Origin of the sequence: Streptomyces sp. YPW6 (assembly GCF_018866325.1) — a bacterium.
Lineage (GTDB): Bacteria > Actinomycetota > Actinomycetes > Streptomycetales > Streptomycetaceae > Streptomyces.
In genome coordinates this window covers 1,786,683-1,799,247 of sequence record NZ_CP076457.1, presented here as the reverse complement: position 1 = coordinate 1,799,247, position 12,565 = coordinate 1,786,683, and the positions used below count along the sequence as shown (strand labels likewise).

12 protein-coding genes and 2 pseudogenes are annotated in these 12,565 nt (G+C 70.4%); 10 read left to right on the top strand and 4 right to left on the bottom strand.

The annotated features are described in order from the left end of the window. Positions 1-14 precede the first annotated feature (14 nt). Both KME66_RS07830 and KME66_RS07825 read left to right on the top strand, forming a co-directional pair. Positions 15-281: a GlsB/YeaQ/YmgE family stress response membrane protein gene (locus tag KME66_RS07830; protein WP_073214019.1), complete on the top strand. Its 267-nt coding sequence runs from the start codon at positions 15-17 to the stop codon at positions 279-281. Between the two features lie 152 nt (positions 282-433). Next, on the top strand, positions 434-1,957 hold the full coding sequence (locus KME66_RS07825; protein WP_216320442.1) for a catalase: 1,524 nt from the start codon (positions 434-436) through the stop codon (positions 1,955-1,957). A gap of 391 nt (positions 1,958-2,348) precedes the next feature. Here the strand turns inward: KME66_RS07825 and KME66_RS07820 are convergent. After that, positions 2,349-2,822: pseudogene (locus KME66_RS07820) on the bottom strand (NUDIX hydrolase). 148 nt (positions 2,823-2,970) lie between these two features. Here KME66_RS07820 and KME66_RS07815 point away from each other — a divergent pair. The 4 genes and pseudogenes from KME66_RS07815 to KME66_RS07800 all read left to right on the top strand — a co-directional run bounded on the left by KME66_RS07815 (position 2,971) and on the right by KME66_RS07800 (position 5,819). After that, the gene (locus KME66_RS07815; RefSeq protein WP_216320440.1) at positions 2,971-3,579 is read left to right on the top strand and encodes a GNAT family N-acetyltransferase; all 609 of its coding nucleotides are present in this window, start codon (positions 2,971-2,973) and stop codon (positions 3,577-3,579) included. Between the two features lie 91 nt (positions 3,580-3,670). Further along, a pseudogene (locus tag KME66_RS33840) lies at positions 3,671-4,097 on the top strand (RHS repeat-associated core domain-containing protein); the annotation flags it as partial. Positions 4,098-4,584: 487 nt separating this feature from the next. Further along, entirely contained in the window at positions 4,585-5,235 is a 651-nt protein-coding gene (locus tag KME66_RS07805; RefSeq protein WP_216320437.1) for a hypothetical protein, read from the top strand. Between the two features lie 146 nt (positions 5,236-5,381). Continuing rightward, a complete protein-coding gene (locus KME66_RS07800; RefSeq protein ID WP_216320434.1) occupies positions 5,382-5,819 on the top strand; it encodes a hypothetical protein in 438 nt (145 codons plus the stop codon). Positions 5,820-5,837: 18 nt separating this feature from the next. Here the strand turns inward: KME66_RS07800 and KME66_RS07795 are convergent, their stop codons facing one another. Beyond that, positions 5,838-6,413, bottom strand: a complete 576-nt coding sequence (locus tag KME66_RS07795) for an MSMEG_1061 family FMN-dependent PPOX-type flavoprotein (RefSeq protein ID WP_216320431.1) — start codon at positions 6,411-6,413, stop codon at positions 5,838-5,840. 286 nt (positions 6,414-6,699) lie between these two features. Between KME66_RS07795 and KME66_RS07790 the strand changes: the two genes are divergently transcribed. The 4 genes from KME66_RS07790 (at position 6,700) to KME66_RS07775 (ending at position 10,898) form a co-directional block, all read left to right on the top strand. Next, positions 6,700-7,767: an iron ABC transporter permease gene (locus KME66_RS07790; protein WP_216320428.1), complete on the top strand. Its 1,068-nt coding sequence runs from the start codon at positions 6,700-6,702 to the stop codon at positions 7,765-7,767. Further along, positions 7,764-8,849: an iron chelate uptake ABC transporter family permease subunit gene (locus KME66_RS07785; RefSeq protein WP_216320424.1), complete on the top strand. Its 1,086-nt coding sequence runs from the start codon at positions 7,764-7,766 to the stop codon at positions 8,847-8,849. The genes KME66_RS07790 and KME66_RS07785 overlap by 4 nt, the downstream gene beginning before the upstream one ends. A 91-nt stretch (positions 8,850-8,940) precedes the next feature. Beyond that, positions 8,941-9,750, top strand: a complete 810-nt coding sequence (locus KME66_RS07780) for an ABC transporter ATP-binding protein (protein WP_253208255.1) — start codon at positions 8,941-8,943, stop codon at positions 9,748-9,750. A 125-nt stretch (positions 9,751-9,875) separates the two neighbouring features. Continuing rightward, positions 9,876-10,898, top strand: a complete 1,023-nt coding sequence (locus tag KME66_RS07775; RefSeq protein WP_073214001.1) for an iron-siderophore ABC transporter substrate-binding protein — start codon at positions 9,876-9,878, stop codon at positions 10,896-10,898. Between the two features lie 85 nt (positions 10,899-10,983). On the opposite strand, the gene KME66_RS07770 is transcribed toward KME66_RS07775, so the two are convergent. Together KME66_RS07770 and KME66_RS07765 are read right to left on the bottom strand one after the other, a co-directional pair. Then, positions 10,984-11,607, bottom strand: coding sequence for a YceI family protein (locus tag KME66_RS07770; protein ID WP_073213998.1), 624 nt, complete (start codon positions 11,605-11,607; stop codon positions 10,984-10,986). Positions 11,608-11,792: 185 nt separating this feature from the next. Next, complete coding sequence (locus KME66_RS07765) at positions 11,793-12,506, bottom strand: peptidoglycan-binding domain-containing protein (protein ID WP_216320418.1); 714 nt, start codon at positions 12,504-12,506, stop codon at positions 11,793-11,795. Positions 12,507-12,565 lie beyond the last annotated feature (59 nt).

The following is a 12,565-nucleotide window of genomic DNA, read 5'->3' as shown; positions in this document are numbered from 1 at the left end:
AAAGGGAGATTTCTGTGAGCATCATCGCCTGGATCCTCATCGGCCTGCTCGCGGGTGCCATCGCCAAGGCGCTGATGCCGGGCAAGGACCCGGGAGGCTGTCTGATCACGATGGTGATCGGGATCGTCGGCGGGCTACTCGGCGGCTGGCTCGGCAAGGTGATCTTCGGGGTCGACTCGATCGACGGCTTCTTCAGCCTGTCGACGTGGATCGCCGCCGTCGTCGGTTCGGTGATCGTGCTCGCTGTCTACCGCCTGCTCACGGGGAACCGGGCCCGCTGACCCGTACGGCCGCGACGGCTCGACGGGACGATTCGTCCGCATATGCCTACATTGGCAGAGGCGCGACAGGGCAGCCGTGGACCAGAGAGCCGAGGCCTCTGCGCCCGCGCACGACCGACACGAGGACACGACCGACACGAGGACACGAGGACATGACGGACACGACCCGTAAGCCGACCACCTCCGACTCCGGTGCCCCGGTGGAGAGCGACGAGCATTCGCTCACCGTCGGCCCGGGCGGGCCGATCCTGCTCCAGGACTCCTACCTGATCGAGCAGATGGCCCAGTTCAACCGCGAACGCATCCCCGAACGCCAGCCGCACGCCAAGGGCAGCGGCGCCTTCGGGAAGTTCGAGGTGACCCAGGACGTCTCCGCGTACACGAAGGCCGCGCTCTTCCAGCCCGGCACCACGACCGACCTGGTCATCCGGTTCTCCACCGTCGCGGGCGAGCGCGGCAGCCCGGACACCTGGCGGGACCCGCGCGGCTTCGCGGTGAAGTTCTACACCAGCGAAGGCAACTACGACATGGTGGGCAACAACACCCCCGTGTTCTTCGTGAAGGACCCGATGAAGTTCCAGCACTTCATCCGGTCCCAGAAACGCCGGGCGGACAACAACCTCCGTGACCACGACATGCAGTGGGACTTCTGGACCCTCTCGCCGGAATCGGCCCACCAGGTCACCTGGCTGATGGGCGACCGGGGCATCCCGCGCACCTGGCGTCACATGAACGGCTACACCTCGCACACGTACATGTGGATCAATGCCGAGGGCCGGCGGTTCTGGGTGAAGTACCACTTCAAGACCGACCAGGGCATCGAGACGTTCACCCAGCACGAGGCCGACCAGATGGCGGCGGCCGACACGGACTACCACACGCGTGATCTCTTCGAGCACATCCGGGACGGCGACTTCCCGAGCTGGACGCTGAAGGTCCAGATCATGCCGTTCGAGGACGCCAAGGACTACCGCTTCAACCCGTTCGACCTGACCAAGGTGTGGCCGCACGGCGACTACCCGCTGATGGAGGTCGGCCGGATGACGCTGGACCGCAACCCCACGGACAACCACGCCGAGATCGAGCAGGCGGCCTTCCAGCCGAACAACTTCGTGCCCGGCATCGGCCCGAGCCCGGACCGGATGCTCCTGGCGCGGCTGTTCTCCTACGCGGACGCGCACCGCCACCGCATCGGCGGCAACTACCAGCAGCTTCCGGTCAACGCCCCCGTCGCCCCGGTGCACACGTACTCCAAGGACGGGGCGATGGCGTACCGGAAGACCACCGACCCGGTCTACGCCCCGAACTCCAAGGGCGGCCCGGAGGCCGACACGGCACGCTACGGTGCGCCGCCGAGCTGGTACGCCGACGGGGACATCACCCGGGCCGCCTACGTCGACCACGCGGAGGACGACGACTGGGGGCAGGCGGGCACGATGGTCCGCGAGGTCCTGGACGACGCGGCCCGGGACCGGCTGGTGGACAACGTGGTCGGCCACCTGCTGAACGGGGTGACCGAGCCGGTCCTCCAGCGGGCGTTCCAGTACTGGTCGAACATCGACAGCAAGATCGGCAAGCGCATCGAGGAGGGCGTCCGCGCGAAGGCGGGCGAGAAGGACCCGAAGGCGGGCGAGCAGGGCAACCCGGCCCGGTCGTCGATGCAGCACAAGGCCTGAGCAGGACCGATGGACCGAGGGGTTCCTCCGCATGCCGTCGCGGCGCGCGGAGGAACCCCTCGGCTTGAACGGGAGCGGCCCGCCGCCCACGGACGGAGGTGGCCGGCCGGGCCGGGCGCCGCCCGTACGCAGAACCGATCGAGGCGGGGGCGAAGATGCGGCGGTACGACTGGTACGGCGGCGAGGGGTTCGAGGGTAGCGCCGACCGGGATCCCGAGGTGCGCCAGGCCAAGACGTTCGCGGGCCTCTCGGTGGGCTCGTCCGGTCCTGGTCGTGGTGATCGCGGCGCTGGCGACGTCGGCAGCGCCGCTGGTAGGGGCCGTCGGGACGAAACTGCCCCTGCGGGGCTGACGAAGCCGGTCGGACGGGTCAGTGCCGGACGGGCTGGGGGTCAGTGCCGGACGAGCCCGCCGACCGGGACGGGGTCCACGTGGCCGGTGGGCGGGAGGCTCTGTGCCAGCGTGATCCCGATGTCCACCAGGGACGACCGGCGCAGGCGCGAGACCTCGGACAGCGGGGTCCACACGGCCTCCGCGGTGTCGCCGTTCGGTTCGGGCCGGAGTGTGCCGCCGGTGACGCGGACACCGTAGGAGACACCGACGTTCTGCAACGCGGGCGAGCCGGGCCGTCGGCGCTCGCCCGCCGGGACCACCCGTGAGTCCACGCCGAGCAGGCGCTCGACCACGGCCCGCAGCCCGGTCTCCTCGGCGACCTCCCTGATCACGGCGTCGAACGGGTCCTCCGCATGCTCGACCCCGCCGCCCGGGAGGGTTCAGGTGCGGTCGCCGTCCGGGCTCACGGCCAGGGCGAGCAGTACACGGCGGTCCTTGATGCACACCGCGTACGCGGCCAGTCGTCGGTCCATCGCGCGAGGCTATCCCCGCGGCATGCGCGGGCCGGAGCCGGAGAGGGACGGTGCACCGATTTCCGGACACCGATATCCGGACACTGGTATCCAGGCATCGGCGTTCAGGCTGAGGCCGCCTCCCCGCTCAAGATCATCAACGTGCAGAATGACCCGTATGTCGATAACGAACACTCCGCGGCCGGCCACGCTCGACGACGCCCCGGAGATCAGCCTCACCCTGGCCCGCGCCTTCGCCGACGACCCGATGATGGAGTGGTTCCTCCCCGGCGGGGCCGCGCGCGAGCCGGACCTGGTCCGCTACTTCACGACGATCTTCACCCGCCAGTACGGCCGCCACGGAGTGTGCGAGCGCACCGCGTCGGCGGCCGCGTTCTGGGTCACGCCGGAGGGGCAGGAGAAGACCGTGCCCGACGCCGAGACGGTCGCGGAGCTGGAGGACATCCTCGGTGACCGGGCGCCGCTCTTCCGGGACGCGGTCGCGGCGGCCGCCGAGCAGGGCCCCAAGGAGCCGCACTGGTATCTCGCGGTCGTCGGCGCGGACCCGGCCGCCCGGGGCCAGGGCCATGGAGCGGCGCTGCTGCGTTCCGGACTGGCCAAGGCGGACGCGGCGGGCCTGCCGGTCTACCTGGAGTCCTCCAAGCCGGACAACCTGCCGTTCTACGAGCACTTCGGCTTCACGGTGCTGGGCGAGGCGGCGCTGCCGGGCGGCGGCCCGACGCTGTGGGTGATGCGGCGCGCGCCGCAGGCCGCCTGACGTCCGAGCGGGCGGAGGGGCGTTCCCGCCGGAGCGTGAACGTCCCTCCGGAAACCTGCTGCGGAGCGGCGCGGTCGGCGGGGGAGCGGCCGAAGTGCGTCTCACCGTCAAGGGCACAACGAAGAAGGTCACCGGCACCCGCTACTACAGCGCCGCCGGTCAGACGCTCGCCGTCCGCACGGCCACCTCGGGCACGGCCGGCACCAAGCTCAGCTTCCTGGCCGCCGACCACCACGGCACCAGCAGCATCGCCACCGACGCCACCACCCAGGCCGTCACCAAGCGCTACAGCACACCGTTCGGTGCTCCGCGCGGCACCAAGCCGGCTTCCTGGCCGGACGACAAGGTGTTCCTGGGTAAGCCGGCGGACTCGGCAACGGGCCTGACCCACATCGGCGCCCGCGAGTACGATCCAGGAACTGGTCAGTTCATCAGCGTCGACCCGCTGCTCGAAATCGACAAGCACCAGACGCTCAACGGCTACAGCTACGCCGGCCAGGAACTCCGACCCGACCGGCACCTGCCTGGACCCGGGGAACGGCAGGTGCCGACCGGGGGACAACAGCGGCGAGCCCGACTCGTCGTTCCCGATCAACAGCAGTTCACCGCTACCTGGAATGACCTGCTCAACGAATGGCTCAACGGGAAGGGCGGAAACCGGACTTTCGGTGCGGGGAGCCTGCTCACTCAGCAGTTGGCGGGGAACAAGCACAGCCTTGAACTGCTTCAGGGGATTCGGCGCAAAATATCTTCCAGCAATAACAAAAAGGAAAAAACTTTCACGGTTGCCTTCGCTGCCTATCGTGAGACCGGCGTCGAGTTCCTGACCCATGTGTTTCCGGACATCGGGCAAGGCAAGGGCATGGGCACGCTGCATCAGAGTTACTACTGGACTGTGACGGTGGGTCAGTGGCAGGGAGTGCAGGGCAGGGGCTCCACGGCCCACGGTCCGTTCGCCTGCCCGTGCTGGGCTCGGTGTGGAGCCGTGTCCTGCGCCTGTCCGCGATGCTGCTCGTGCTGGCGGGGGTGCTGAGCGGGGCGTCCAACGTCTTTCCCGCAGATTCCGGTCCAGCAGAGCTCCAGCATGACGTCCGGGAGAAACGCGTCTCGTCGGTTCATGTCATCTACCTGTCCCCGAGCGAGGTTCAGGTTCGGTGGACGACCGGCTACTTGGGGGAGAAGGCGTACCTTCACCGCTTTTCCTCTCTTCCCGAGGCGCGGAGCAGCTCCGACGCGTACGTGGAAGTGCTCCGGCAGCGCCTCGGCGCCTACGCCGGGGAGGTGAATTTCGATATGCGGGACCCGCTGGCGAGGCTGGGCGGAGTCTCGCTTGTCGTGCCGGTTCTGTACTGGCGGTTCATCGCGGTGGCATGGCTCAAGTGGGCGACCCTGGCGGTTCTCGCGGTCTGTGTGGTCGCCATGGTCGGACGCGAGAGAACGCGTGCGCCCAGCCCGGGGCACTGGCTGTCGGCGTCGCTTCTGCTCGGCTCGGGATTCTTGGCCTATCTCTGGTCAGAGCCGTTCTCCCTGCATCGGGCCCCCGAGGGGAACGGAGCCCGTCCGACGCGTATCGCCGGGTGGGGCGTACCGCTCCGTTCCGTCATCTGGCTCGTTATCATCGGCCTGGCCGCCGTAGTTGTCCTCACTCTCCGCTGATGCGGTCTTCTGCCCGGCCCAGGTCTGAGGCGCCCGCACTCCCGACCGCTTCAGGGGCGCTGGGCGCTGCCGGAAGGGGATCGTGAGTGGTCTCGCTGCCGTGTGAGGCCGCGCGCTGCCGGGAGGGCAAGATAAAGGTGGAATCCGTGCGCAAAAGATTCGCTATATCCTCGATGTCGCTCATGTCGTCGGTGCTGCTTTTCTGTGCCGGCTGCGGATCGGAGACCCTGCATCCGATCGACCGAAGTGAGCTGGTGGGTTCGTGGAAAACCTCGGAAGGTGATTCGATCCGTTTTCTCGCCGACCGTGAAGTCAGGACCAGCGGCTTCTCCGACTCCGACGACGAGAGTTGCGGCGGCGGAGGTGCGGGGCGTTGGTCGTTCTACGTCGTCTTGGACGACCGGGGTGAATCCATGGAAACCTCACCGGAAGCCTCCGAAGGGAGCCTTATTTCGGTGAGGCTTCCAGGAGGCACCGAGGGCGAGTGCCAAGTCGACCTCAGCGTCATCGACGAGGGGCGCTCCCTCTGTGTCGCCGATCTCGACAACGTCTGTGCCACCAGGGAGCGCTTCACACGCCAGTGACAGCGGACCGCCGACCGGTCACCCCGTGGCTTCCGCCCCCGCACCCTCCCACGTCTGAGGCGCCCACACCCCCGACCGCTTCAGCGACGCCGGGCAGTGGCGGAAGATCTCGTCGATCTCGACGACCAGGGCGAGCTTCGGGCGCTGGCCCTTCAGGGTCAGAGCGTCGAAGAACGGGGCGTCCGTGAGGATGCGGGCGCGGCCGTTGACGCGCAGGACGTCCATCGCGCCCGGTATCAGGTAGAGCAGGCCCACGCGCGGGTTCGACAGGATGTTGTGGAAGCTGTCCGCGCGGCGGTTGCCCGGGCGGTCGGGCAGCGCGATCGTGCCCCGGTCCAGGACATGGGTGAAGCCGGGGGTGTCGCCGCGCGGGGTCGCGTCGCAGTTGCCGTCCGCGTCCGATGTGGCCAGGGTGCAGAACGGTGAGCGGGCCAGCAGGTCCAGGTCGTCGTCGGTGAGCCGGTCGTGGACCTTGTCGATGACGATCGGGTGCGGGGTGCCCAGAAGCTCGCGCAGTTCGTCCGCCGAGCCCAGGGGCACGGCCCCGGCCGGCAGATCGGTGGCGGGGGTGACGGGGGCGGCGGCGTACGGCAAGGCGGTGCTCCGGGGCTCGTGGGATGCGGCAGCGCGCCGTGCCGGCAGGCGCTGTTAGGGTGACCTTACTTTGGGCCCCCTCGGGTGTCCCGTCCGGGGATGGGCCGGCCATGTTCCCTGTCCGGGCGGGTGGACCGGCCCCCCTCAGTGCTCGGGCGGGCCGGTGACGAGGGGCTCCCTTACCCAGGGGGCTCCCGTACCCAGGGGTGTCCCCGGCGCCGACGTACCAGCGTGAGGAACGAGGAACAGTGCACCACCGCATTCCGGCTGCCCCGGCGTCCGGGTCGTGAGCGGCTCGGTCCTCCAGGAGACGGAGAAACGGCCCGGCGGCGGCAAGGAAGCGCGGCGCAAGCGCAGCCGGCCCGTGCTCGCCCTCGGGCTGCTCGCCGCCCTCGCCGTGCTGTTCCTCACCGCCGTCGCCAGCCTCGCCATCGGCTCGGGCGATGTGCCCTTCCGCGATGTCGTCGACGGCGTCCTCGACCCGGACACGGCCGTCAAGGGCCAGCTCATCGTCCAGGAGGTCCGCATCCCGCGCACCGTCGCCGGGCTGCTGGCCGGTTCGGCACTCGGCCTGGCGGGCGCGGTGATGCAGGGCGTCGCCCGCAACCCCCTCGCCGACCCCCAGCTCCTCGGCATCAACGCCGGCGCGTCCGTGGCTGTCGTCTGCTCGATCACCCTGCTCGGGTTCACCGCCGCCCCTCAGTTCATCTGGTTCGGCTTCCTCGGGGCGCTGCTCGCCGCCCTCCTCGTGTACGGGGTCGGCTCGCTCGGGCGGGAAGGCGCGACGCCGGTGAAGCTGGCGCTCGCCGGGGCCGCGACCGCTGCCGTCCTCACCTCGGTCACCAGCGCGATCCTGCTCCAGGACCGCGGCAGCTACGACCAGTTCCGGTTCTGGCAGCTCGGTGCGCTGACCGCCCGCAGCTCCGAGGTGCTGTGGCAGGTCTCGCCGTTCATCCTCCTCGGCACCGTCCTCGCCCTGGCCCTCGGCCCGCAGCTCAACGCCCTCTCCCTCGGCGACGACCTCGCCCGCGGCCTCGGCCAGCGCGTCGGGGCGATCCGCATGGTGTCCGCCCTCGCCGTGGTGATCCTCTGCGGCGCGGCCACCGTCGTCGCCGGGCCCATCGGCTTCGTCGGGCTCGCCGTACCGCACGCCGCCCGCCTCATCACCGGACCCGACTACCGCTGGGTGCTCCCGTACAGCATGGTGCTCGCCCCGGTCATGCTCCTCGTCGCCGACATCGTCGGCCGGGTGATCGCCCGCCCCGGCGAGGTGCAGGTCGGCGTCATCACAGCCGCGATCGGCTGCATCCCCTTCATCTGGCTGGTCCGGCGCAGGAAGCTGGTGGAACTGTGAGCCGGGCACCCGCCGTCGCCGAGAACGCCCCGGGCGGGGACGACGCGCGCCTCGCCGACGCCGTTCGCCGGATCTCCGCCGTACGCGGCCGGGGCCTGCGCCGCTCCGTCCTCGTCGGGGCCGGACTGCTGGCCGCCACCCTCGTCGCGTTCGGGCTCTCGCTCGGCTTCGGCGACATGGCGATACCCATCGGGAAGGTCGTCGCCACCCTGTTCGGCGGCGGAGACGGCGGATCGCGGTTCGTCGTGCTGGAACTGCGGCTGCCCCGCGCCCTCCTCGCGATCCTCGTCGGCGTCGCGTTCGGACTCTCCGGAGGCGTCTTCCAGACCGTGCTGCGCAACCCCCTCGCCAGCCCCGACCTCATCGGCATCAGCGCCGGCGCCGGCGCGGTCGCCGTCACCGCCGCCCTGCTCTTCCAGGTCAGCGGACTCGCCCTCTCCGCGAGCGCCCTCACCGGATCCCTGGTCGCCGGAGCCGCCATCTATCTGCTCGCCTGGCGTCAGGGCATCGCCGGACAGCGCCTCGTCCTCGTCGGTATCGGCGTCGGCATGGGGCTCTCCAGCATCGTCTGGTACGCGATGGCCCGCTCCGAGGTCACCGACGCGCAGGAAGCCTTCCGCTGGCTCGCGGGCAGCCTCAACGGCCGCTCCTGGAACCAGGTGTGGCCGCTCCTCGTCGCCCTCGGCCCGCTCGTACCGCTGACCGTTCTCGCCGCCCACGCGCTGCGCCCCCTCCAGCTCGGGGACGACGCCGCCGCCGGGCTCGGCGCGAAGGTCGAGAGCGGCCGGCTCGCGCTGCTGGCCTGCGCGACCGCGCTCGCCGGGGTCGCCACGGCCGCCGCCGGGCCCGTCGGGTTCGTGGCGTTCGTCGCCGCACCGATCGCCCGTCGGCTGGTCCCGGGCCGGGGTGCGGCGCTGCCGCAGGCCGCCCTGGCCGGGGCGCTGATCGTCCTGGTCGCGGACTTCGCGGCGCAGCACCTGTTCCCGGTGCAGCTGCCCGTGGGCGTGGTCACCAGCATCATCGGGGCCCCGTACCTGCTCCTGCTCCTGGCCCGCGCCAACCGCGTCGGCAGCGGGGGCTGACGTGGAGAAGTTCCAAGACGAGAAGCCTCGGGACGAGAAGCCGCGGGACGTGGCGACGTATCGAGAAGACGACGAAGAAGGGCGCCCTGTCGTGGCCGAACACACTCTGGAAGCCCGGGACGTCCGGCTCGGCTACGGCGAACGCGAGATCGTCCCCGGTCTGAGCGTGGCCGTGCCGCCCGGGAAGATCACGGTCATCGTCGGCCCCAACGCCTGCGGGAAGTCGACCCTGCTGCGGGCGATGGCCCGGCTGCTGGTCCCCTCCGCCGGGGCGGTGCTCCTGGACGGCCGGTCCATCCAGGAGATGCCGACCAAGGAGGTCGCCTCCGTGCTCGGCATCCTGCCGCAGGGCCCCACCGCCCCGGAGGGCATCACCGTCTCCGACCTGGTCGGGCGCGGCCGCTACCCGCACCAGGGCTGGTTCCGCCGCTGGAGCGCGGAGGACGACCGGGCGGTCGCGCAGGCGCTGCTGTCGACCGACGTCCTCGAACTCGCCGACCGGTCGGTGGACGAGCTGTCCGGCGGCCAGCGCCAGCGGGTGTGGATCGCGATGGCGCTCGCCCAGCGCACCGACATCCTGCTGCTCGACGAACCGACGACCTTCCTCGACGCCAGCCACCAGCTCGACGTCCTCGACCTGCTCACCGACCTCAACCGTGAGCGCGGCGTCACCATGGTGGCGGTGCTGCACGACCTGAACCTGGCCTGCCGGTACGCCGACCACATGATCGCGATGAGGGCGGGGCGGATCGTCGCCGAGGGCCGGCCGGTCGACATCGTGACGGCGGAGCTGGTCGGCGAGGTCTTCGGGATGCGCTGCTCGGTGATCGAGGACCCGGCGTCGGCCACCCCGATGGTCGTGCCGCTGGGCCGCCATCACGTGAAGGATCCGGCTGACTGAGCCTCGTACGTACGGGGAAGCAGGCCCTGGGCGCACGGGAGCGGACACCCGGGCGTCCTGCTGTCCCGGCCGCCGGGGTCGCCCCGATGGCAGCGTTGTCGTTAGGTGAGGCTAACCTAATAGACATGAACGCTTCCGCTTTCCGCGCCCGCCGCGCCCCCGTCCTCCTGGCCGGTGCCGTCGCCGCCCTTCTCGTCGGCCTCTCGGCCTGCGGCTCGTCGGACGACTCCGACAGCTCCGCGTCCTCCTCCGCCTCCGGAGGCGCGTCCGAAGGGGCGTTCCCCGCTCAGGTGGCGACCAAGTTCGGTGAGGTCACCGTCGACCAGCGGCCCCAGCGCATCGTCGCGCTCGGCTGGGGTGACGCCGAGACCGTGCTGGCGCTCGGCGGCCAGCCGGTCGGGGCCAGCGACTGGCTGCCGTTCGGCGGCGAGGGCGTCGGCCCGTGGGCCAAGGGCATGTACGACAAGAAGCCCGAACTCATCGGCACACTGGAGCCGGAGTTCGAGAAGATCGCCTCCCTCCAGCCCGACCTGATCCTGGACACCAAGTCCAGCGGCGACCGGACCCGCTACGACACCCTGAAGAAGATCGCCCCGACCGTGGGCGTGCCGAAGGGCGGCGACCAGTACAAGATCTCGTGGGAGCAGCAGACCACGATGATCGCGGCCGCCATGGGCGTACCGGAGAAGGGCGAGGAGCTGATCGCGGAGACGGAGAAGAAGTTCGAGGCCGCCGCGAAGGCCCACCCGGAGTTCAAGGACAAGACCATCACGGTCGGCTCGCGCACCTCCGAGGGCTTCGGTGTCTACGTCGGTGGCACCGGGCGCATCGACTTCGTCGAGCGTCTCGGCTTCACGAACAACCCGAAGGCGGAGGCCCAGGCCGGCGAGGGCTTCTCCGTGTCCGTGTCCAAGGAGAACCTGGACCTGCTCGACGCCGATCTGACGGTCATGACCCCGATCGGCATCCCGGCCACGGACATCAGCGACGACCCGCTGTATCAGGCCGTCCCGTCGGTGAAGGCGGGCAACGCCATCGTCTTCGACGACCAGGGCATCTCGCAGGCGTTCGCCACGGACTCGATCCTGTCCGTCTCGTACGCGCTGGAGAAGGTCGTCCCGCTGTTCGCGGAGAACGTCGCGAAGTAGTCGGCCGGCGTCCGTACGCACACGCGCGGCGCCCCGCTCCCGGATCTTCCGGGACGGGGCGCTGCGCGTGTGCGTACGGAGGGGGTCAGGCTGCCGGGGTGGCCTTGATCGCGGAGATGTCGAAGGTCAGCTTCACCTTGTCGCTGACCATCACGCCGCCGGTCTCCAGTGCCGCGTTCCAGGTCAGGCCCCAGTCGGAGCGCAGGATGTCGGCGCTGCCCTCGAAGCCGACGCGCTCGTTGCCGTAGACGTCGGTGGCGGAGCCGTTGAACTCCAGGTCGATGGAGAGGGGGCGCGTGACGTCCTTGATGGTGAGGTCCCCGGTGATCCGGTACGCCTCGCCGCCCAGCTGCTCGGCCTGCGTCGAGCGGAACGTCATGAGCGGGAACGTCTCGGCGTCGAAGAAGTCGCCGCTGACCAGGTGCCCGTCGCGGTCGGCGATGCCGGTGTCCACGCTGGCGATCTTCACGTCGATGGAGGCGGAGGAGTTCGACGGGTCCGTGCCGTCCAGCACCAGGGTGCCCTCGTGCTCACCGAAGGAGCCGCGCACGTTGGTGACCATCGCGTGGCGCACCGTGAAGCCGATGCTGCTGTGTGCCGGGTCCACGGTGTACGCGCCGGTCAGGGCGGCGAGTGCCGGGTCCACCGCGGGGGCCTCGGCGACGGCGGTCCGGGCGGTGGCGGTCGACTTGCGGTTGAACAGAGCCATGGCTCCTCCTCGGGGACGTGTGCGTGGAGGTTGTTTAACCTTCAACGAGATTGACTGTAACTCCGTCTTGTTCAAAGTTCAACCTTCCTCTGTCCGGGGGTGTGCGCGGCGCGCTCGTCGCGCCCGGGGCCCGGTCCGCGCCGGGACCGCCTCGTCGGCCTGCTCGCGGGATCGCGCGGACGCGCTCACCGGACCGGATCGGCGTCCGGGCCCTCCTGTGCCAGCAGGTCCCGGGCGAAGTCCTCCCACTGCGCGTACCGGTCCGGATGCGCGGACCGCTGGACCGCCTGGCACGCTTCGCCCGGCTCCATCGACTCCCAGCCGTCGATCTGGAGCAGTCCCGGGTTGGCGCTGGGTGAGGGCAGCCCGTAGAAGGACGCGGACGCGGTCGGTACGTGCGTGATCTGCGCCGCAGTGCCCCAGCCCATGCTGGGGCGCTGCTGGAAGACGCCGAGCGAGTCGTGGTCGACCGGCGATGTGTAATTGACGAACTTCGACTCCTGCATCGCGGTCATCAGCGCGATGACCTGCGCCTCCTCCGTGAGCTCCGCCCCCTTGCCGACGCCGATGACGGTTCTGGCGTGGGCGAGCTGTTCCGGGCCGAGGTCGGACGGGGCGGCGAAGAACCTCCGCAGCTCGCTGTCCGGGGCGGATCTGAGCAACTGGGCGGTGGTGATGTCCACCCGGCCGGTCGGGGGCAGGCCGTAGCTCTGCTGGAACGCCCGCAGGCCCTGCGCGCCCGAGGCCTGCGGGGCGGGTGACGGTGGCGGGGCGGGGTCGGCGTGCGCCGGGGGTGCGGCGGTCAGCAGGAGTCCGGCGGCGGCCGCGGTGAGCAGCCGGCGGGGGAGTCGGCGGAGGGGTCCGCCGAAGGGGCGGCCGAAGGGGCGGTTCGTTCGCATACGGCACCGTCCCGGGGCGGTGCGGTGAAGTCAAGAACGCCATGCATCGTGTCAATTGA

What these genes read in the sequence shown, in the direction of transcription:
- KME66_RS07825 (WP_216320442.1), top strand. Translation starts at nt 434, where the DNA reads ATGACGGACACGACCCGTAAGCCGACCACCTCCGACTCCGGTGCCCCG.
- KME66_RS07815 (WP_216320440.1), top strand. Translation starts at nt 2,971, where the DNA reads ATGACCCGTATGTCGATAACGAACACTCCGCGGCCGGCCACGCTCGAC.
- KME66_RS07805 (WP_216320437.1), top strand. Translation starts at nt 4,585, where the DNA reads ATGCTGCTCGTGCTGGCGGGGGTGCTGAGCGGGGCGTCCAACGTCTTT.
- KME66_RS07775 (WP_073214001.1), top strand. Translation starts at nt 9,876, where the DNA reads ATGAACGCTTCCGCTTTCCGCGCCCGCCGCGCCCCCGTCCTCCTGGCC.
- KME66_RS07770 (WP_073213998.1), bottom strand. Translation starts at nt 11,607, where the DNA reads ATGGCTCTGTTCAACCGCAAGTCGACCGCCACCGCCCGGACCGCCGTC.
- KME66_RS07765 (WP_216320418.1), bottom strand. Translation starts at nt 12,506, where the DNA reads ATGCGAACGAACCGCCCCTTCGGCCGCCCCTTCGGCGGACCCCTCCGC.